Origin of the sequence: Pseudoalteromonas sp. SCSIO 43201, assembly GCF_023716725.1 — a bacterium.
GTDB classification, from domain to species: Bacteria; Pseudomonadota; Gammaproteobacteria; order Enterobacterales; family Alteromonadaceae; genus Pseudoalteromonas; species Pseudoalteromonas peptidolytica.
Map to the genome: position 1 here is coordinate 1011236 of NZ_CP072683.1, position 19858 is coordinate 1031093.

At 45.2% G+C, this 19858-nt stretch carries 17 protein-coding genes; 13 read left to right on the forward strand and 4 right to left on the reverse strand.

What is annotated here, in order from left to right; genetic code table 11:
- Positions 1–100 precede the first annotated feature (100 nt).
- The 6 genes from radA (at position 101) to J8Z24_RS04370 (ending at position 6834) form a co-directional block, all read left to right on the forward strand.
- Complete coding sequence (radA, locus tag J8Z24_RS04345) at positions 101–1471, forward strand: DNA repair protein RadA (RefSeq protein WP_125250426.1); 1371 nt, start codon at positions 101–103, stop codon at positions 1469–1471.
- 14 nt (positions 1472–1485) lie between these two features.
- A complete protein-coding gene (locus J8Z24_RS04350; RefSeq protein ID WP_252095333.1) occupies positions 1486–2409 on the forward strand; it encodes an aq_1923 C-terminal domain in 924 nt (307 codons plus the stop codon).
- Between the two features lie 183 nt (positions 2410–2592).
- On the forward strand, positions 2593–3156 hold the full coding sequence (locus J8Z24_RS04355) for a UPF0149 family protein (protein WP_125250424.1): 564 nt from the start codon (positions 2593–2595) through the stop codon (positions 3154–3156).
- A 2-nt stretch (positions 3157–3158) separates the two neighbouring features.
- Positions 3159–4469, forward strand: a complete 1311-nt coding sequence (gene pepP, locus J8Z24_RS04360; RefSeq protein WP_176033858.1) for a Xaa-Pro aminopeptidase — start codon at positions 3159–3161, stop codon at positions 4467–4469.
- A gap of 12 nt (positions 4470–4481) precedes the next feature.
- Entirely contained in the window at positions 4482–5654 is a 1173-nt protein-coding gene (ubiH, locus tag J8Z24_RS04365; protein WP_176033857.1) for a 2-octaprenyl-6-methoxyphenyl hydroxylase, read from the forward strand.
- 10 nt (positions 5655–5664) lie between these two features.
- Positions 5665–6834, forward strand: coding sequence for an FAD-dependent oxidoreductase (locus J8Z24_RS04370; RefSeq protein WP_176033856.1), 1170 nt, complete (start codon positions 5665–5667; stop codon positions 6832–6834).
- A 182-nt stretch (positions 6835–7016) separates the two neighbouring features.
- Here the strand turns inward: J8Z24_RS04370 and J8Z24_RS04375 are convergent, their stop codons facing one another.
- Together J8Z24_RS04375 and J8Z24_RS04380 are read right to left on the reverse strand one after the other, a co-directional pair.
- Positions 7017–7484 carry an REP-associated tyrosine transposase gene (locus J8Z24_RS04375; protein WP_128732783.1) on the reverse strand — a complete coding sequence of 156 codons (468 nt, stop codon included), beginning with the start codon at positions 7482–7484 and terminating at the stop codon, positions 7017–7019.
- 693 nt (positions 7485–8177) lie between these two features.
- On the reverse strand, positions 8178–9023 hold the full coding sequence (locus J8Z24_RS04380) for a LysR family transcriptional regulator (protein WP_125250419.1): 846 nt from the start codon (positions 9021–9023) through the stop codon (positions 8178–8180).
- 129 nt (positions 9024–9152) lie between these two features.
- On the opposite strand from J8Z24_RS04380, the gene J8Z24_RS04385 reads away from it, so the two are divergent.
- The 5 genes from J8Z24_RS04385 to J8Z24_RS04405 all read left to right on the forward strand — a co-directional run bounded on the left by J8Z24_RS04385 (position 9153) and on the right by J8Z24_RS04405 (position 15620).
- Entirely contained in the window at positions 9153–9728 is a 576-nt protein-coding gene (locus tag J8Z24_RS04385) for a hypothetical protein (RefSeq protein ID WP_125250418.1), read from the forward strand.
- 85 nt (positions 9729–9813) lie between these two features.
- Positions 9814–10896 carry a glycine cleavage system aminomethyltransferase GcvT gene (gene gcvT, locus J8Z24_RS04390; RefSeq protein WP_176033011.1) on the forward strand — a complete coding sequence of 361 codons (1083 nt, stop codon included), beginning with the start codon at positions 9814–9816 and terminating at the stop codon, positions 10894–10896.
- Positions 10897–10959: 63 nt separating this feature from the next.
- Positions 10960–11349 carry a glycine cleavage system protein GcvH gene (gcvH, locus tag J8Z24_RS04395; RefSeq protein WP_125250416.1) on the forward strand — a complete coding sequence of 130 codons (390 nt, stop codon included), beginning with the start codon at positions 10960–10962 and terminating at the stop codon, positions 11347–11349.
- A 182-nt stretch (positions 11350–11531) separates the two neighbouring features.
- A complete protein-coding gene (gcvP, locus tag J8Z24_RS04400; RefSeq protein ID WP_176033010.1) occupies positions 11532–14432 on the forward strand; it encodes an aminomethyl-transferring glycine dehydrogenase in 2901 nt (966 codons plus the stop codon).
- 735 nt (positions 14433–15167) lie between these two features.
- The gene (locus J8Z24_RS04405; protein WP_176033009.1) at positions 15168–15620 is read left to right on the forward strand and encodes an NUDIX hydrolase; all 453 of its coding nucleotides are present in this window, start codon (positions 15168–15170) and stop codon (positions 15618–15620) included.
- A gap of 950 nt (positions 15621–16570) precedes the next feature.
- Here J8Z24_RS04405 and J8Z24_RS04410 read toward each other — a convergent pair.
- The gene (locus J8Z24_RS04410; RefSeq protein ID WP_252095334.1) at positions 16571–16885 is read right to left on the reverse strand and encodes a hypothetical protein; all 315 of its coding nucleotides are present in this window, start codon (positions 16883–16885) and stop codon (positions 16571–16573) included.
- A 538-nt stretch (positions 16886–17423) separates the two neighbouring features.
- On the opposite strand from J8Z24_RS04410, the gene J8Z24_RS04415 reads away from it, so the two are divergent.
- Positions 17424–17861, forward strand: coding sequence for an acyl-CoA thioesterase (locus tag J8Z24_RS04415; RefSeq protein ID WP_252095335.1), 438 nt, complete (start codon positions 17424–17426; stop codon positions 17859–17861).
- A gap of 115 nt (positions 17862–17976) precedes the next feature.
- Positions 17977–18984: a fatty acid desaturase gene (locus J8Z24_RS04420; protein ID WP_252095336.1), complete on the forward strand. Its 1008-nt coding sequence runs from the start codon at positions 17977–17979 to the stop codon at positions 18982–18984.
- A gap of 58 nt (positions 18985–19042) precedes the next feature.
- Here J8Z24_RS04420 and J8Z24_RS04425 read toward each other — a convergent pair whose 3' ends face one another.
- On the reverse strand, positions 19043–19795 hold the full coding sequence (locus tag J8Z24_RS04425) for an AraC family transcriptional regulator (protein ID WP_252095337.1): 753 nt from the start codon (positions 19793–19795) through the stop codon (positions 19043–19045).
- Positions 19796–19858: the final 63 nt, after the last annotated feature.

Sequence of the window (19858 nt, forward strand, 5' to 3'; positions counted from 1 at the left end):
GTGACCTTAGGGTCACCGCCAATATTATGTCAACATTGGCATATTATTAGTTTATTCTTAACCGATTATTATGTTTAAGCAAGATATATACCTGTAATTTATGGCAAAAAAGAAAACAGCATTTGTATGTAGTGATTGTGGAGCAGAGTTTGCGCGTTGGCAAGGGCAATGTTCTGAGTGTAAGGCGTGGAATACGGTAACGGAATTTCGGGTTCCATCGGCTAAAGCTGCGCCACAAGGTGGCGTGACCTCAGGTTATGCAGGCTTTGTTGAAGCGAAAGTACAAACCTTAGATGAAGTAAACCTTGAGCAGTTACCCAGGTTTTCAACTGGTTTTACCGAGTTTGACCGTGTTTTGGGCGGCGGGGTTGTTCCAGGAAGCGCAATATTAATCGGCGGTAGTCCAGGTGCTGGTAAAAGTACTGTGTTGCTGCAAACTATGTGTCGCTTAGCCGAGAGCATGAATACATTATATGTGACGGGAGAGGAATCCCTACAACAAGTTGCCATGCGAGCAACGCGATTGGGCTTGCCTACTAATAAACTAAAAACGTTAGCAGAAACCAACGTAGAAACCATCTGCCAGCTTGCGCTCAGAGAAAAGCCCAGCATCATGGTAATAGATTCCATTCAAGTTATGCACATGAATGATATTCAATCAGCGCCGGGTTCTGTTTCTCAAGTTCGAGAGAGCGCCGCATATTTAACACGCTTTGCAAAGCAAAATCAGGTTGCCATTATCATGGTTGGCCATGTAACTAAAGACGGAACATTAGCAGGGCCGAAAGTACTAGAGCACTGTATTGACTGTTCAATCTTATTAGAGGGTAGCGCTGACAGCCGCTTTAGAACGTTGCGAGGCAATAAAAATCGCTTTGGCGCGGTCAATGAGCTAGGTGTCTTCGCGATGACCAGTCAAGGCTTGAAAGAGGTAAGTAACCCGTCCGCTATTTTCCTTAATCGCGGTGAGGCACAAACTCCCGGTTCTTTGGTGATGGTGATTTGGGAAGGTACACGGCCGTTATTGGTAGAAGTCCAGGCTTTGGTTGACTATTCGCAGCTGGCGAACCCTCGTCGTGTCACGGTTGGTTTAGAGCAAAACCGTTTAGCCATGTTACTTGCGGTGTTGCACCGCCATGGTGGATTACAAGTGTCGGATCAAGATGTTTTTGTCAATGTGGTGGGTGGGGTCAAAGTCACCGAAACCAGCGCTGATCTGGCCTTGATTGCAGCGCTTGTGTCGAGCTTTAAAAATCAATCACTAGATAGGCAGCTTGTGGTATTTGGTGAGGTGGGGCTTGGTGGAGAGATCCGCCCTGTACCTAGCGGACAAGAGCGTTTGCGTGAAGCTTCAAAACATGGCTTTACACGAGCCATTGTGCCAAAAGCAAATCAACCAAAAGAAAAAATTGAAGGGATGGAAATCGTTGCTGTCTCGAGCCTAAGTGAAGCACTTGAGGCGCTTTTTTAAAAACGGAGTAAAAAATGAATAAAACCACAGTAGTATTGGTGGCCGCAGCCTTAGCTGGCGCTGGATATGTTGGTGTAAACTATTATGTCAATGACCAGATAGAACAAGCGATCACTCAAAAGATAGCTGGTTTTGAAGCTGACACGGGTCTTGATGTTGATTTTGCCAGCAGCTCCGTTGATTTGTTGACACGGGATGTAGAGATCACACAATTACAGATTTCATCATTAGCGCAAAGTGCTCCAGAGTTGACTATTGATAAGCTAAGTATTGCCGGTTACGAGCAAGACAAGATAAGCCCACTCACTGAGCTCGAATTTGTTGGGATAAAACTCAACAGTAAAGCTGATGTATTTTCACAAGGTACTTCACCTGAGCTGCTCGCGGCAACATATCATGTGAAAACCAGCTTCTCCTTTGATGAAGCATCTGGCGACAGTGAGTTTGCGCTGATGGTCTTAGCTGATGAAGTAGCACAAGGAGACTTCACTATCTCTTTAGGCAACAGTAAAAAATTGATGGAAGTCTCGTTGGCGGCATCGAAGCTGGATAGTCAAACATTAAGCCTTGAGCAGGAATTGCAATTACAGTCGCAATTAATGGCCGCGATGCAGTCACTGCAATTTAAGTCTCTTGCGCTTACCATCAATAATCAGGGTAAGCTCTCAGAATTTATTGAGTCGGAGGTGGCTCAGCAGGGGATGACCTTAGCTGACTTTCGAGCTGCTGCTGCGCAGCAACTACAGATGATGTTTTTGCCACAAGAGGTACAACAGGCTATCAATGACTTTGCTTTGGGAATGAACGCCCTTTCGCTCTCTATCACATCAACACACAATCAAAATTTCATGGCGTTGAGTCAGCAGTTACCCGTTGCTATGTCACAAGACCCAGAGTTACTCGCTGAGTTAATCAAGGTAGAAGCCAGCGGCAAGTAAAACTGAGATAAAAAGCCACGCACTCACAACCTCAATGTAAAGGGAAGTGCAAAACTTTCCCTGTACACTGAGGTTGTAAAAAGTGGTGAATTTTAGTTCAGCTTTGAGGTTGATCATACAATTCGTTGGAGTTGCGCTGGCTGCGGTGGTAGCATTGGAGTATCAATTGCTTGGGAAAGTATCATGAGCGAATTCAAAGACTACCAGCAAGCTCAATTGCTATTAGAGAAACACGAATTATTTATTGCCCCTGCCGAAGTTCACGGCACTATATCTGGGCTATTAGCCTGTGGCCTGAATATCGAAGATTCTGAGTATTTAGGGTTACTAAGCGACGTATTTAATGACGGTCAAAAATTCTCAGCGCCAATACGGGAATTTTGCATCGACCTTTATAAGCAAGTCGCGGAACACTTCAACGACGGTGAGTTCCAGTTTGAACTATATTTACCGCCGGAAGACGAATCATTGCATGACCAAGCGAATGCCTTGATAGCTTGGGTATCGGGCTTTTTACTAGGCTTTGGTCTAAAGCAAAAAGACTATGGCAAGTTATCTTCAGACGTGAAAGAGGTGATCAACGACTTTAGCGAGATCACAAAGCTGGATACCGGCTTTGAAGACTCTAACGAAGATCAAGAAGCATTACTTGAAGTGATTGAGTATGTCCGAGTTTCTACACTGTTGTGCTTTGCCGAAATGGGTAAAGAATCGCAGTCTGTTGGCACATCAAAAACGATACATTAATTATGATTAAAAACAGCGAGTTTGTAGCACGCCGTGCGCGCCTTATTGCAGCACTTGATAATAATGCCGTCGCAATTATTCCTGCGGCTGTTGAATTAACCCGTAGCCGCGATACTGAGTTTCCGTTTCGTCAAGACAGTGACTTTTTTTATCTCACTGGCTTCAAAGAGCCTGATGCGGTTTTAGTATTAACAAAAGACCGCGAGGGCAACGGTCAGTCTACGTTGTTCTGTCGTAATAAAGATAAGGTTGCTGAGATTTGGCATGGTCGCCGTATGGGCTATGAGCAAGCTAAGTCGCAACTTGAACTTGACCATACCTTTGCACTTAGTGACTTAGACGATGAACTACTCAATCTTGTGAATGGCCGCAAGGTGTTGTTCTACGGTCAAGGCACGTACAGCGCATTTGATGATAAGGTTTGGCAGTTACTCAGCACACTACGTGGCGCGCCGAAAAAGGGCTATCGCGCACCTGAGATAATCAAAGATGTCCGTCCACTTGTGCATGAAATGCGTTTGTTTAAGTCAGATGCGGAAATCGCCGTGATGCGCGAAGCGGGCAGAATTAGCGCAGAAGCACACATACGCGCGATGCAGTTTGCAAAGCCTAGTGCGACGGAATACCAGCTTGAAGCTGAAATTCACCACCACTATGCAATGAACGGTGCGCGTCACCCAGCCTATGGCACCATCGTGGGTAGCGGTATCAATGCAACGATTTTACACTACACCGACAACTGTGACGCGCTACAAGACGGTGACTTGATACTGATTGATTCGGGTTGTGAACTGGAAGGCTATGCGGCAGATATAACTCGTACGTTCCCAGTAAATGGCCAGTTTACTGATGCTCAGCGCAAAGTATATGACCTAGTATTGGCAGCACAATATGCCGCCTTTAACGAGGTTAAACCCGGTGGCACGTTAGTTAAAGCAAATCAAGTCGCGATGAAAGTATTGACTGAGGGACTTGTAGATTTGGGTATTCTTGCGGGTGACGTAAACGAGCTGTTAGATGCTCAGGCATGTAAAGCATTTTATATGCACGGTTTGGGTCATTGGCTTGGTCTTGATGTTCACGATGTTGGTGAATATAAGTTAGACGAAGCGGATCGTCCATTTGAACCTGGTATGGTGCTCACCATTGAGCCAGGTTTGTATTTTGACGAAGATGCGCAAGTTCCTGATGAGTATAAAGGAATTGGCATTCGTATCGAAGATGATTTGTTGGTTACAGACACCGGTTATGAAAATTTAACCGCGTTGGTGCCAAAAACCATCACAGAAATAGAAGCATTAATGAATAACTAGTGGACACATTGCGTGCAACAGTTTGATGTCGTCGTGGTTGGCGGTGGTATGGCAGGAGCCAGCGCCGCTATTGCCATGAAAAAAGCCTCTCCGCAGGCGAACATTGCGGTTATTGAAGCCTTCGCACCGAAAGGTAAACAGCACCCAAGTTTTGATGACCGCAGTATTGCACTTGCTGCACAGTCGGTTGCATTTTTGGGCAAGCTAAATCTATTTAATCCCCAGTGGCAATACGTTGAGCCAATCACACAGGTCAATGTTTCTGATAGAGGCCACTTTGGTAAAGCGTGGATCCGGCCTGAAGATTATGGTGAGCAAGCCTTAGGCTATGTGGTTGAAGTCAATCCTTATGGCAGCTTTTTACATGAGCAACTCGCAGGCCTTAACGTCACGCTATTTTGCCCAAATCAGGTGACTGAAATAACACAATGCCCTGAGCAAGTTTTTCTAACGCTTGATAATGGCGAGCAAGTATGTGGTCGTTTATTGGTCGTTGCCGACGGCGCAAACTCTCCTACGCGAACTAAACTCAATATCGGCTTTGATAGCATAGGCTACGAGCAAGGGGCGTTGATCGCCAATGTGCAGGTTGACTCAGCTCATGGTGGTCAGGCGTTCGAGCGTTTTACTGAACATGGCCCAATGGCGCTACTGCCAATGAGTGATAACCGTTATTCACTGGTGTGGTGTATGCCTAATGAAAAACTCAATGAGTTTGAAGCGATGGCGCCAGCTGAATTTTTGCAAGCATTACAACAAGCCTTTGGTTATCGCGCTGGGCGCTTTGTACAAGTGGGCATGCGAGCCAGTTATCCGCTGGTACTTGGTCGGGTAGAGCAGCTCACGCACCATCGCGTTGTGGTGATTGGCAACGCCGCGCATGCTATTCACCCCATTGCAGGACAAGGCTTTAATTTAGGCCTAAGAGATATTCAAGTACTTACCTCACAATGTCAGGCCGTTGCGCCCGAGAAGTGGGGGAGCTTTCAATTTACGCGTGCTTATCAACTGGCGCGAGCGCAAGACATTAACACGGTGATGACATTAACCGATGCGCTCGTTCGACTATTTTCAAACTCATCAAGAACGTTCGCCTTAGGCCGCAGTTTAGGTCTACTCACCATGGCGCTGTCCAAAACAGCAAGAGCGCCACTGGCTAAACAATTGATGGGGTATAAAGGATAAAGGAGTTGGCATGCAACAAGTGCAAGTATGTATTGTTGGTGGTGGATGTATTGGATTAACGCTGGCGCTGGGACTTGCGCAGCAAAATATCTCGGTATTAGTGTTAGACAGTGGTGAAAAGCCAGCCCCATTGGCACAAGAATACAGCGCGCGCGTAAGCGCAATAAGCGCTGCAAGCCAAGCGTTATTTGAGCGCTTAGGGGTATGGCCCGATATTAAAGCGCAGCGCGCCGCGGCATATACTCGTATGGATGTACGTGATAAAGATAGCTTTGGTAAAATCGCCTTTGACAGTGAATCGCTAGATTTACCTGAGCTTGGTCATATTATTGAAAATGACGCCATTCGCTATGCGCTGTTAATGGCGCTCGAAGCAGAGCAATCGGCTAAGCTGATGTGGAACACCAAATATCAAAGCCTGCATCAAACAGATTCTGATTTGCTGTTAACCTTAGCCACTGGTGAGCCGGTGATGGCAAAGTTAGTAGTAGCAGCTGACGGTGCTCGTTCTGCTATTCGTCAGCAGTTTAATATGCCAATCACTTATTGGGATTATGATCACCATGCGCTGGTTGCAACGATAAAAACCGCAGCGCCTCATGATGCAACGGCAAGACAAGTGTTCCTCCCCGATGGGCCGCTAGCTTTTTTGCCGCTTGATGACCCATACACCCATTCAATTGTGTGGTCTACCGCACCAGATAAAGCAAAGCAGCTACAAGCCATGTCGGGCGAGGCGTTCAATAAAGCTTTAAGCGCAGCAATTGATATGCAGTGTGGCGTGTGCGAATTGGTTGGCGAAAGGCATGTTTTTCCTCTGACCATGCGCTATGCAAAACAGTGGGTGCAAGGGCGTATCGTTTTGATGGGGGATGCGGCACATACCATTCATCCACTTGCAGGTCTTGGTATGAACCTAGGGCTAAAAGACGCTGCGTATCTGATCACTTTGTTATCAGCACCGCAAGAGCAATTTGCCTGCACACGGATACTGCGTCAATATGAGCGCAGCAGAAAAGCCGATGCCCAAAAGCACATTGCCATGATGCAAGGGCTTAAAGAACTGTTCGAAGGCAATCACCCGCTGAAAAAGTTAGTGCGGGGAGTGGGTCTAAGCTTGGTCGACAATCTCGGCCCTATTAAGCACCTGTTCGCTAAAGAAGCTGTCGGCGGTAAATAAAAGAAGGATCGCCGCGTAAAGCGGCTCCTACAGCGGTTTCAGATTGTAGGTAGGAGCGGGTTTACCCCGCGATCTTTTCCTAAATTAGTATCGCCGCGTAAAGCGGCCCCTACAGAGATTTCAGATTGTAGGTAGGAGCGATTTTACATCGCGATCTTTTCCTAAAACAGGCATCACCAACTTTATAAATCCCCAATTCCATTACTTAAATAAATACAATTCCAGTAAGGGTAATCGCCAATCTGTTTTGCCAACCCAGCTCGAAGCGGGTTTGCAACTATGTATCTTGCTTGGTTTTTTAACATGGTGTTATGCAAAATACAGGTGTCATAAAAACCTTTTTGCCATAGCTGCCTAACATTCATTGTTCTTAACTTAGTTGCTATTTTTCCTTTTAACGACTTAATGGTATCAGATAAGGAACACACATCCTTTAGTTGAAACAAAAGATGTAAATGATCGGGCATCAGCGTATAGGCAATTAATTTGATAATGTTATCCTGCTCAAGGTGGTAAATTTCGCGAATAACAAGTTGATTGACTGCGAGGTTATTAAAAATAGCAGTTTTGTTTTTACAGCAAATGGTGATTGCATAATATTGACCTGCCGATGAAACCCGACCTTTTCTTAAACGGCAGCTATGTGGCATGACTCTCTCCTTGAGTTCGTTAATAAGTGCTAACGTAAGTATAGGACAAGATCGCCGCGTAAAGCGGCTCCTACAGAGGTTTTATATTGTAGGTAGGAGCGATTTTACATCGCGAGCTTTTCATAAGTCAGCTTCACCGCGTAAAGCGGCTCCCACAAAGGTTTTATATTGTTGGTAGGAGCGATTTTACATCGCGATCTTTTCTTAAATCAGTATCGCCGCGTAAAGCACCTACCACAGAGGCTTTATGTTGCTGGTAGGAGCGATTTTACATCGCGATCTTTTCTTAAATCAGTATCGCCGCGTAAAGCGGCTCCCACAGAAGCTTTATATTGTAGGTAGGAGTGATTTTATATCGCGATCTTTTCTTAAATCCGCTTCGCCGCGTAAAGCACCTACCACAGAGGCTTTATGTTGCCGGTAGGAGCGATTTTACATCGCGCACTTTTCTAAAATCCGCTTCACCGCGTAAAGCACCCGCCACAGAGGTTTTATATTGTAGGTAGGAGCGATTTTACATCGCGCACTTTTCTAAAATCCGCTTCACCGCGTAAAGCACCTGCCACAGAGGTTTTATATTGTAGGTAGGAGCGATTTTATATCGCGAACTTTTCTTAAATCAGTATCGCCGCGTAAAGGACCTCCCATAAAGGTTTTATGTTGCTGGTGGGAGCGGGTTTACCCCGCGATCTTTTAACCTAACCTCAATGCAATAAATTCGGCGAGTTTATCAACGGCATGGGCGGACTCTTGGGTGTTCTTGACTAGGCTGATACCAATTTTCCCGAGCTTGGGTAATATTTGGGTTTGGGTCTGATAAGGCAATTCCGTAGGAACAGTGCTTTTGGCCAGCACAGTGATCCCGAGCCCCTCTTTTAAAGCTGCAGTAAGGCCGGTTAAATCGGCATTACTGTATACAATACGGTATTGCAAGCCAGCTTGTTGCAGCGCTTCAATAGCGCGGCGGCGATAGATACAGCCTTCTGGTGCGGTGACTAAAGTGACAACCGAATGCTGCGCAAGTGATAAATCGCCAACCCAGACCAACTGATCTTGCATAAACACCGGATACTTGGACGAACTGAGCTCTTCGTTAAGCGCCAACACTAAATCAAATTGATCTTGCCTTACCACAGAAAGTAAGTGTTTACTCAGCCTTGATTTAACTTCAAGTGCAACATCGGGATATAAAGACACAAAATCACCAATAATCGAGGGTAAGATCCGCGCTGCAAATTCACTGGGAATACCCAATCGCACTCTGCCTGTGACACTTTCAGAGGTAAATTGCTGAATAATTGCATCGTTTTGCTGCAGCATTTGTTTGGCAAGTGGTAAAAGTAGCTCGCCATATTGATTTAATATCTGCCGCTGTCCTTGTTTTTTAAACAGCTTGCAACCGAGCATGTCTTCTAAGCGTTTAATTTGCAAACTAACAGCGGGCTGAGACAAGCCTAGTAGCTCGCCAGCCTTGGCAAAGCCACCGACATCTACCACAGTGACCAGCGTTCTTAATCCATCAATTGATAAGTTTTTCATATAAGGAAATGCAATTTATAAAACCCAAGTACATTAATATTATTTATCAATTGATAAGTAAATACAATTTGTTGTTGAGTTTGCGCATCCTTATACTTTTGCTCATCGAAATTTCACTAAGGTAGTGCCATGAGCGTCACGCCAATTATCTTTGCAAAGCACCGTCAGGGCAGTGTTCCGGCGCAAAACCATTACAAACCAACGGATGCTGTTGTGGTGCTGGACTTCAGTGGCTTTGAAACCACGCCTTTTTTAAGTCAAATTCTCACCCTTAATTTAAATAAATTAATGGCACCAGGCTTGGGCTTTCAGGGCAAGCTAGACAGTGGCGAAAATTTTGCCGTGTACTATTTTAGTGAAACTGCTTACCGCTTTGTTGTCAGTGAAAGAGCTGCCACTGAGCTTGCAACATTGATTGATAATCATGCGGATGAGTTTGATATTGAACTGGTACGTCGTCACGACTTAGCCGCAGCAACCTTAAGTGGTGAACTTGCGTTTGAGCGTTTGATTCACGACTTTACGTTAACACCAGGCCTCAGGATTTCAGACAAAAATGCCTGTTATGGCAAACAAAGCGGCGAAGTATTTATTACAACCTTGCTGGTGGACGAACAGCAACAATACCAGTTGATTGCACAAGCTGCTGTGTTAGATAAGTGGCAAACAACGCTTACTGATGCTGGTTTTAAACTCGTTTCATAAATTCCGTGCAGTTATCGTAAGTGCGATAACAATAACCCCCTCAGTGCCCAATATAAGTTGCTGAGTAAAAAAGTGAAGGATAAGTATGACTTCTAAAACAGTACTACACGCTAAGCACCTAGAAGCTGGCGCAAAAATGGTAGACTTCCACGGTTGGGAAATGCCAATCAACTACGGCTCACAAATTGAAGAGCACCATGCGGTGCGCCAAGACGCGGGCATGTTTGATGTTTCACACATGACGATTGTTGATATCGAAGGTGTAGACGCTAAAGCATTTCTACAAAAACTAGTTGCAAACGATGTAGCTAAGTTAACAGTGGCAGGTAAAGCGCTATATACCGGTATGCTAAACGAGCAGGGCGGTGTAATTGACGACCTTATCATTTACTTCTTCACTGAAACGCAATACCGCCTAGTCGTTAACTCTGCAACACGTGAAAAAGATCTTGCACACATTAATGCTGTGGCAGCCGGTTTTGACGTGACAGTGACAGAGCGCCCTGAGTACGCAATGATTGCGGTACAAGGACCAAATGCGATTGCGAAAACAGCGACTATTCTAGACGAACAACAACAAGCGGCCGTTGCGGGTATGAAACCATTTTTCGGTGTGCAAGCTGGCGAGCTTTTCATTGCAACAACAGGTTACACCGGAGAAGCAGGTTATGAGATCGTAGTGCACAACGACGGTGCTGCGGATTTATGGCAAAAATTATTAGACGCAGGTGTGCGTCCAGCTGGCTTAGGTGCACGTGATACGCTACGTTTAGAAGCGGGCATGAACCTTTATGGCTCTGATATGGACGAAACGGTTTCTCCGCTTGCGGCGAACATGGCATGGACTATCGCTTGGGAGCCAGAGGATCGTGACTTTATTGGCCGTGCAGCTATTACTAAACAGCGCGCAGAAAAAAGCACTGACAAGTTAGTTGGTCTAGTACTTGAAAGTAAAGGTGTGTTGCGCGGTGGCTCTAAAGTTATCGTAGAAGGTGGCGAAGGTGTTATCACTTCTGGTACATTCTCTCCGACTTTAGGCTTTAGTGTCGCGCTTGCGCGTGTACCTCGTTCAGTTGGCGAGACCGCACAGGTTGAAATGCGTAAGAAACTAGTTGATGTTAAAGTAGTTAAGCCAAGTTTCGTTCGTAACGGCAAGTCAATTATCTAATTTTAAGAATAACATTGGTGTCGCTCACGGGGCGTCACCACAATCGACCAAAGGAACAAAAAAATGAGCAACATTCCTAGCGAGTTAAAGTACGCTACTTCACACGAGTGGGTTCGCGCTGAAGGCAATGGCGAGTACACAGTAGGTATCACTGAGCACGCACAAGAACTTCTAGGCGACATGGTATTCGTTGAATTACCAGACGTAGACGATGAAGTTGACGCGGGTGAAGACTGTGCAGTTGCTGAGTCTGTAAAAGCAGCATCAGACATCTATGCACCAATCGGCGGTACTATCATTGCGGTAAACGAAGACCTAGAAGATGCCCCTGAGACTGTAAACAACGATGCGTACGGTGACGGTTGGTTGTTCCGTATTAAAGCGTCTGACGAGTCAGAACTAGACAATCTACTAGACGCTGAAGGCTACGCAAATTCAATCGACGAAGACTAATTTGTTGATAGTAATAAAAGCCCCTTTTTAGGGGCTTTTATTGTTGCTTTTTGAGCAAGGGTGCTTGCTCAAGGTATGACGAGTTCATACCAACGCTTTTAGAATACTGCCGTTACCAAGGTATCTTTTTTAGATAAAAACAGTATTCACCTTTTTCATTTGGATCATAGGAACCTGGACTAATGTCAAACGCCAAATCTCTTGAACAGTTAGAGCAAAAGCAAGATTTTATCCGTCGCCATATCGGGCCAAGCCCAGCACAGGTGAGTGAGATGCTAAGCGCTCTTGGAGTATCTAGTGTTGAAGAGCTGATCGGTCAAACTGTACCTGCTTCAATTCGCTTAGAAGAGGGCTTACAGATCGGTGAAAGCCGCACAGAAGTGGAAACCCTTAGCTACCTGAAATCAGTAGCGAGCAAAAACAAGGTTTTCAAATCTTACATCGGTCAAGGCTATCACCCAACTCATGTACCTAATGTTATTTTACGCAACGTACTTGAGAATCCGGGTTGGTACACCGCTTACACCCCTTATCAGCCAGAGATTGCGCAGGGTCGCTTGGAGTCGCTACTTAACTTCCAAACGCTGACTATGGACATTACCGGCCTAGACTTAGCCAGTGCGTCACTACTTGACGAATCAACCGCAGCCGCAGAAGCAATGGCGCTTGCAAAACGTGTATCTAAAGCGAAAAAAGCAAACACCTTCTTTATTGCAGACGACGTACATGTGCAGACTATTGACGTAGTATCAACGCGTGCTGAGCAGTTTGGTTTTGAAATCGTAGTAGGCCCTGCTAGCGACGCTGCTAACCACGACATTTTCGGCGCGCTATTCCAGTATCCAACAACATCAGGTGAAGTGGTTGACGTTACTGACCTAATCGCACAAGTACAAAACAAAAAAGCGATTGCCTGTGTTGCCGCAGACATCATGAGCTTAATGCTACTTAAAGCACCAGGTAAACTAGGTGCAGACGTAGTGCTTGGTTCTGCACAGCGTTTTGGCGTACCTATGGGTTACGGTGGTCCACACGCGGCATTCTTTGCCACGCGTGATGCTTACAAGCGTTCACTACCAGGCCGTATTATTGGTGTGTCTAAAGACCGTTTAGGTAACGACGCGCTACGTATGGCGATGCAAACTCGTGAACAGCATATCCGCCGTGAGAAAGCGAACTCAAACATCTGTACTGCACAGGTGTTACTTGCGAACATGGCTGCGTTTTACGCGGTTTACCACGGCCCTCAAGGTCTTAAGATCATCGCTGAGCGCATTAATCGCCTTGCAAGCATTCTTGCCACAGGTCTTAAAGCAAAAGGCATAGCACTTAAGCACGATACTTGGTTTGATACTATTACGGTTAAAGCGGACGACGCTGACAAGCAAGCAGCTGTGGCGCGTGCGGTAGCAAAAGGCGTAAACTTTGCCCTTAACCATAACGGCGAATACTCAATTGCAATAAACGAAACCACAACGCGTGCGGACGTAGCTGAGCTATTTGACATTATTTTAGGTGACGACCACGGCCTAAATGTAGATGCGCTAGACGCACAAGTGTCAGGCGAGAACATCACAGGTATTCCTGCAAGCTTAGTGCGCGACGATGAAATTTTAACGCACGCGAACTTTAACAGCTATCATAGCGAAACCGAGATGCTGCGTTATATCAAGCGTCTTGAAAACAAAGATTTAGCACTAAACCACTCAATGATCTCATTGGGCTCGTGTACCATGAAGCTAAACGCAACCGCTGAAATGATCCCAGTAACTTGGCCTGAGTTTGCAGAGTTACACCCGTTCTGCCCAATCGACCAAGCAGCGGGTTACAAGATCATGATGACTGAGCTGCACGACTGGCTTGTGAACATCACAGGTTACGACGCAGTATCACTACAGCCAAACTCAGGTGCACAAGGTGAGTACGCAGGTCTTATTGCTATCCGTAAGTACCATGAGTCTCGCGGTGAAGGTCACCGTAATATTTGTTTGATCCCAAGTTCAGCGCACGGTACAAACCCAGCGTCTGCACAAATGGCAAGCATGAAAGTGGTTGTGGTTGACTGTGATAAAAACGGTAACATCGATATAGAAGATCTACGCGCGAAAGCCGCTGACGTAGCTGAAAACCTATCGTGCATCATGGTCACTTACCCGTCTACACACGGTGTATACGAAGAGTCTATCCGTGAAGTATGCGACATCGTGCACCAGCACGGCGGCCAAGTATACATGGACGGCGCAAACATGAACGCACAGGTTGGCGTGACTAGCCCAGGTTCAATCGGCTCTGACGTATCACACTTAAACCTACACAAAACATTCTGTATTCCACACGGTGGCGGTGGCCCAGGTGTTGGTCCTATTGGCGTTAAATCGCACCTTGCGCCATTTATGCCTAACCACAGCGTGATCAATGTAGAAGGCACAAACGTAGGTAACGGCGCGGTTTCTGCGGCACCTTACGGCTCTGCAGCTATTCTACCTATCTCGTGGGCATACATCGCAATGATGGGCAGTGAAGGCCTAAAACAAGCAACAGAAATGGCAATTGTAAACGCTAACTACCTAACGGCGAAGTTAAGCGAGCACTTCCCAATTCTATACCGTGGCCGTAACGACCGCGTTGCTCATGAATGTATTGTTGACCTACGCCCATTGAAAGAAGCCACAGGCATTACTGAAATGGACGTTGCTAAACGTCTACAGGACTACGGCTTCCACTCACCAACGATGTCGTTCCCAGTAGCGGGCACACTTATGGTTGAGCCAACGGAATCTGAGTCTAAGGTAGAAATCGATCGCTTTATCGAAGCCATGGTTTCTATCAAAGGTGAAATCGACAAGATTGCATCAGGCGAGTGGTCTATCGAAGATAACCCATTAGTATTTGCGCCACACACGCAAGCTGACGTACTAAGCAACGACTGGAACCGTGCATATGATCGCCTCGCAGCTGCATTCCCAGTACCAAGTGTAGCAAAAGACAAATTCTGGCCAACGGTAACCCGTATCGACGACGTATACGGCGACCGTAACCTAATTTGCTCTTGCCCAGCGGTTGATACTTACCGCGACGCGTAAGAGGTTGTAAGTCGCGCTTTTGCGCGACTTAGCTAATATTGAAAAGCCGCCCTTTGCTAAAGGGGCGGCTTTTTTGTGGGCGTGGATGTGGTGGAGGCTCGTGTCTGGCTCTTTTCTTGGTGTGTAGGAGCGGCTTTACGCCGCGATCCCTTATAACGACGCATACCTGCGACTTCACACCAAATCTTTGTGTAGGTCGCCATTTATGACGACAAATAATATGCCTCTTTGTTTTTGCCTTGCCGGCGAAGCGACATGAGGTAAAGTTTAGAGCTGGATTCAAAAACAAGTCGCGACATAAAGTTGCGGCTACAAATTGTTCGTAGCCGCAAATGGTAATCATCTAAAGATCGCGGCGTGAAGCCGCTCCCACTTTATCAACTTCAGCTCGGCGTTGAATAGATTAGTCTGTTGCTTGTCATCGCCGAAGCGATATGAAGTAAAGTTGACGACTGGATTCAAAAAAAATTCGCGGCATAAAGTCGCTGCTACAAATTGTTCGTAGCCTTAAATAGCAACCATGGTAAATAATTGAATGCTGCGTAACAAATCCAAGTGGACAGCGTGTTGTAATACGTTGTTGAAAGTAAGTATCTATAAAAGGTACTATGAGGATAGTTCTCAGCACTTAGCGCTCAGATTAGCTGCTGCGACATAAAAGCTTAGGTTAGATTGTCTGCTTTTCTCGTATCGCCGTGTGGTGTTTGCGGCTATCGCGATTTATAAGGTTTAAAAATGATTCCAATAAATAATTCAATTGTTTCCGGAGTAGCATTGTCGGAAATAAATGGCGAAACAAAAATGCTATTGATGAAGCGTACGAAAGGTGGCTTCTGGTGTCATGTTGCAGGTTCAATGGAAGAAGGCGAATTACCTTGGCAAACCATTGTTCGAGAGTTTTATGAAGAAACTCAGATAGAAGTAACTGACCTGTACAATGGCCAATTTTTAGAGCAGTTTTACGCATCCTATTCCAACGTTATTGAGGTCATTCCTGTATTTGTAGTCAAGTGTCCAGCCAATCAAAAAGTGGTTCTAAATGATGAACACACCGACTTTGAATGGTGCAATTTAGAAGAAGCTTTGAAGCTCGCACCGTTTCCAGCGCAGCACGCAGTGTTCAAACATGTATGGGAATATTTTGTAGATAAGCCTATTAACGAGCTTTTTCGTATAAAGCTTGGCTAAGGAGCAGTTCGGCAAAATTGAAGATTGGATTTAAAAGAGTTATTGCTACATATTGTTTGTAGCCGCAAATGGCAACCATCAAAAGCTCGCGGCGTAAAGCCGCTCCTACCAGCTCAACTTCTGCTTGGTGTAAAATAGCTTGGTTCGCTGCTTATGGTCGGCAAGGCAATATAAAAGTAAAGTTGAAGAGCGGATTTAAAAGAGTTATTGCTACATGTTGTTTGTAGCCACAGACGGTAACCATCAAAAGATCGCGGCGTAAAGCCGCTCCTACTAGATCAACTTTTGCTCGGTGTAAAATAGCTTAGTCCGCTGCTTGTGGTCGGCAAGGCAATATAAAAGTAAAATTGAAGAGCGGATTTAAAAAAGTCACAGCTACATGTTGTTTGTAGCCGCAAATGGCAAGCATCAAAAGCTCGCGGCGTAAAGCCGCTCCTACCAGCTCAACTTCTGCTTGGTGTAAAATAGCTTAGTCCGCTGCTTGTGGTCGGCAAGGCAATATAAAAGTAAAATTGAAGAGCGGATTTAAAAAAGTCACAGCTACATGTTGTTTGTAGCCACAGATGGCAAGCATCAAAAGCTCGCGGCGTAAAGCCGCTCCTACCAGCTCAACTTCTGCTTGGTGTAAAATAGCTTAGTCCGCTGCTTATGGTCGGCAAGGCAATATAAAAGTAAAGTTGAAGAGTGGATTTAAAAAAGTCACAGCTACATGTTGTTTGTAGCCGCAAATGGTAAGCATCAAAAGCTCGCGGCGTAAAGCCGCTCCTACCAGATAAACTTCTGCTCGGTGTAAAATAGCTTGGTTCGCTGCTTATGGTCGGCAAGGCAATATAAAAGTAAAGTTGAAGATTGAATTTAAAAAAGTCACAGCTACATGTTGTTTGTAGCCGCAAATGGCAAGCATCAAAAGCTCGCGGCGTAAAGCCGCTCCTTCGCGTGCACTTATCGCCCTAGTGGACGGTAATAGGGAGATCGTTTACCACTAATGATTGGCCATTTTGCTGAGCACGAAGAAAGCTCGCAGCCAATACGTCGTTGGGTAGGGTACTGATGTCGTCAACGGTTTCGACCATACAAAATGTAATGGACTCCCAGCCTAAGTCTTTAATAAAGGCCTTAAGTTTGCTGAGGTTATCTTCATAATTTTCATCTGTGGTTAGCAGGCCGATGGAGTGCTTGTTGCCGGGTTTGTATTTTCCTTGTTGAGCGATGGTGCATTTAGCGTAACCGCTCAGCACATAAACGGTATCTGTGTTTTTGTTCATATTGGTGATGTTCTTAAGCTAAATTTAATTTTGATTTCAATGCACTTTTCGAACCAAGCTTGTAAATATCCCTATGACTTTTTATAAGCCTTTAAAATATTAGATAAAAAAGTCTATTTATCTGCTTTTGACTGCAAGGGGTGTCAATTTTTTGATTGTGGATTAGTCGGTGAGGGTAGCGATGAGATAGCTCAAAGTTTACTGTGTGGCTTGATAATTACAGGTATTACCTATTGAGGAGGCTGTGCAAAGGTTTAGTTGCTTCAATGGAGGCGACTTCTAAAGTTATCGCATATTTCTTGTTGCTGGTACGATGAGTTGTTACTCTCAGGCTAAATAACCTGATCTGCGGATAATTAATGCCTTCTAGCCGCCAGTTTTAGCGCTAACTGTAGGCACCTTACTAAGAGCAGAAGCGAAGTTTTCCCTAGCACTCTCTGGCTAGACAAGGAAAAACTAAGTTGTGCCTTAGCAACAATGAGTTGGAGCATGCCTTATCCAAACTTCAGGTTAAATAATCATAATTAGGGGCAATATCATGCAGGAATTTTTCGAGAAGTTCGCAATCAAAACAAAAATCAATGTAGTGTGGGGAGAGATGGATGCGTTGGGGCATGTGAATAACGTGTCTTACTTTCGTTATTTTGAAACTGCGCGTATCGACTTTTTAAAGCAAACTGGGTTACTTGCTATTTTATCAGAGCCGACTCATAGTCCGGTTTTGCGTGATACGTACGCGCAATACAAGCGCCCAGTGACTTTCCCCGACACTTTGCACATTGGTTCATATATTACTGATATCAAAAAAGATCGTTTCACTATGCGCTATGAGGCATTTAGTGAATCGCAACAGGCAATCTGTACCACTGGGTATGCCAATGTGGTGATGTTTAATATGAAAACAGGCCAAAAGTCGCCAATTCCAGAGAATATGCTGGCTATATTGAAGCAATACGAGATGGACGATAATCAATAGCCGCATAGCGTTTAGTGGTTGTTTGGTATTACTGTTTTGAAAGCGGTTGTGGCGGATAGCCGCCACTACAAGAATACGCTATGATTCTGATATCAAAAAGTAAATACAGCAGCCAATGGCAACATTAACCTCCAAGCAGAATATTAACGCGATAGTCACAGCTATCAAGGCTGAAGAACAAACGCTTCGAGCACGTTACCCAATTTTAAATCAGCAAAATAGCATTGCTATGATGATTTTACTGGTGTCGTTAAGTGCACTGATTGGCGTAGCGCTGCTCTACTATTTTGCCATTATTCCTGCATGGCTATGTGTTCTGTTGGCGGCCTTCATAACTTCAATTTCTCATGAGCTTGAACACGATTTGATCCATAGGCAGTATTTTAGTAACCGTCCGATGATTTATCATTTTATGATGCTGGCAGTGTGGATGATGCGGCCAAATACTGTCAATCCATGGTATCGAAGACGCATTCATTTACATCATCATAAAGTATCCGGTACAGAGCAAGACCTAGAAGAGCGCTTGGTGGGTAATGGCATTCGGTCTCCTTGGCTACGAGCTGTGGTGGTCAGTGATGGGTTACTTGGTTTGTTAATTAATGCTAAACGGTTTAGTCGAGAAATCAATGATTTTAAATTTTTACAGGTATTTAATGCTGGCTTTCCGTTTGCCACGGCTTATTTTGTGACTTTGTATGGTGTGATTGTCTATTACACTGTGCAATGGGTACAGCCATTTGCATTACCCAAGTGGGGAGCTGAGCTACTTGCGGTTGCTGAGTTTTTCATGGTGGTGCTAATTATACCTAATGTTATCCGTTCAGCGTCTTTAAACTTCGTAACATCTTCCATGCATTATTACGGTGGCGTGAGTAACATACTGGAGCAGACTCATGTGATCACCAGTCGCTGGTTTTTACCGTTTCAGTTGTTTTGCTTTGACTTTGGTCGCACGCACACAATTCATCACTTTGTGCCTAATCAACCATTTTATATTAGACAGTTAATCAGTAAAAAAATCCGCCCGATTATGGCGCTGCATGGCGTGCGTTTTAATGATTTACAGAGCTTAAGGCATGCAAATCATTACCCTATTGAAAAGCCTGCCGCTAAAAGTTAGACAGCTGCTATTACTATATTTTTTATGGTAGTGAGCGCTTACAAGGGGCGGGAGGCCGTTAATCTTTGGTTACCCAGTTCGCTTTTGCTTGGACAATACTCATGCCAAATGTCGCACGGAATGTGCGGCTTAGGTGTGCGCCATCAGAAAACCCAGCGATGTATGCCGCGTCAGTTGCTGAGCATCCTTTTATTAAAGCTTGTAGTGCGCAGTTTAGTCTGCGCCATAAAAGAAATGGACGCCAAGCTATCCCAATTTGAGCTTTAAAAAGGTGAAGAAATCGGCTTTCACAGAGGTGAAGTGTCTGTGCGACGTCAGCTGCGCGCCAGTGCTTTGGTTTGATACACTCAGCGGCAAAACAAGCGTTTAACTCGTTGAGTAAGCATTGAATTCGTCTATCTGTAACGAGGCTTTGGTTTAATCTAAGCGAGGTGCTGTCTATCGATAGAGATTGAAAAAGAGGAGATAGGCGGTTGTAAGCCTCCTCTCTATCTTTAGGTGAACGCATACTTTTGTCAGCACTTTCATGAACATGCAAAAAAGGTTGCGCTTTTAATAACGTTGTAAGCTGCTCTCCTAACCTGCTGGTGGGCTCAACTAACACTAGCCATCCTTTTTGTATTTGCAGGCAGTGGCTTTGTTTTGAAGCAATAATGGTCAAGCCATGTAACGTGTTGCCATTTAACTCGTACGTGTGTTCATGTTGCGGCCAGATGACTTGCAGCGCAACATGTTGGTGATAATCCGCGTCTATGTGCGAGCCATAAATAAGCACCACGCCCACGTCTACCCATACTGTAGGTACTATCACAGCATTTGCCCCTTGGGTTGTATTTTGAGTTCCATAGTAATGTGCAGTGAGGCTCCTTACAAC

Excerpts from the sequence above, each read along its gene's own strand:
- J8Z24_RS04420 (WP_252095336.1), top strand. The coding sequence starts at position 17,977 with ATGGCAACATTAACCTCCAAGCAGAATATTAACGCGATAGTCACAGCT.
- J8Z24_RS04350 (WP_252095333.1), top strand. The coding sequence starts at position 1,486 with ATGAATAAAACCACAGTAGTATTGGTGGCCGCAGCCTTAGCTGGCGCT.
- gcvT (WP_176033011.1), top strand. The coding sequence starts at position 9,814 with ATGACTTCTAAAACAGTACTACACGCTAAGCACCTAGAAGCTGGCGCA.
- J8Z24_RS04415 (WP_252095335.1), top strand. The coding sequence starts at position 17,424 with ATGCAGGAATTTTTCGAGAAGTTCGCAATCAAAACAAAAATCAATGTA.
- gcvP (WP_176033010.1), top strand. The coding sequence starts at position 11,532 with ATGTCAAACGCCAAATCTCTTGAACAGTTAGAGCAAAAGCAAGATTTT.
- gcvH (WP_125250416.1), top strand. The coding sequence starts at position 10,960 with ATGAGCAACATTCCTAGCGAGTTAAAGTACGCTACTTCACACGAGTGG.
- pepP (WP_176033858.1), top strand. The coding sequence starts at position 3,159 with ATGATTAAAAACAGCGAGTTTGTAGCACGCCGTGCGCGCCTTATTGCA.
- J8Z24_RS04410 (WP_252095334.1), bottom strand. The coding sequence starts at position 16,885 with ATGAACAAAAACACAGATACCGTTTATGTGCTGAGCGGTTACGCTAAA.
- J8Z24_RS04385 (WP_125250418.1), top strand. The coding sequence starts at position 9,153 with ATGAGCGTCACGCCAATTATCTTTGCAAAGCACCGTCAGGGCAGTGTT.
- J8Z24_RS04355 (WP_125250424.1), top strand. The coding sequence starts at position 2,593 with ATGAGCGAATTCAAAGACTACCAGCAAGCTCAATTGCTATTAGAGAAA.
- J8Z24_RS04375 (WP_128732783.1), bottom strand. The coding sequence starts at position 7,484 with ATGCCACATAGCTGCCGTTTAAGAAAAGGTCGGGTTTCATCGGCAGGT.
- J8Z24_RS04370 (WP_176033856.1), top strand. The coding sequence starts at position 5,665 with ATGCAACAAGTGCAAGTATGTATTGTTGGTGGTGGATGTATTGGATTA.
- radA (WP_125250426.1), top strand. The coding sequence starts at position 101 with ATGGCAAAAAAGAAAACAGCATTTGTATGTAGTGATTGTGGAGCAGAG.
- J8Z24_RS04405 (WP_176033009.1), top strand. The coding sequence starts at position 15,168 with ATGATTCCAATAAATAATTCAATTGTTTCCGGAGTAGCATTGTCGGAA.
- J8Z24_RS04380 (WP_125250419.1), bottom strand. The coding sequence starts at position 9,023 with ATGAAAAACTTATCAATTGATGGATTAAGAACGCTGGTCACTGTGGTA.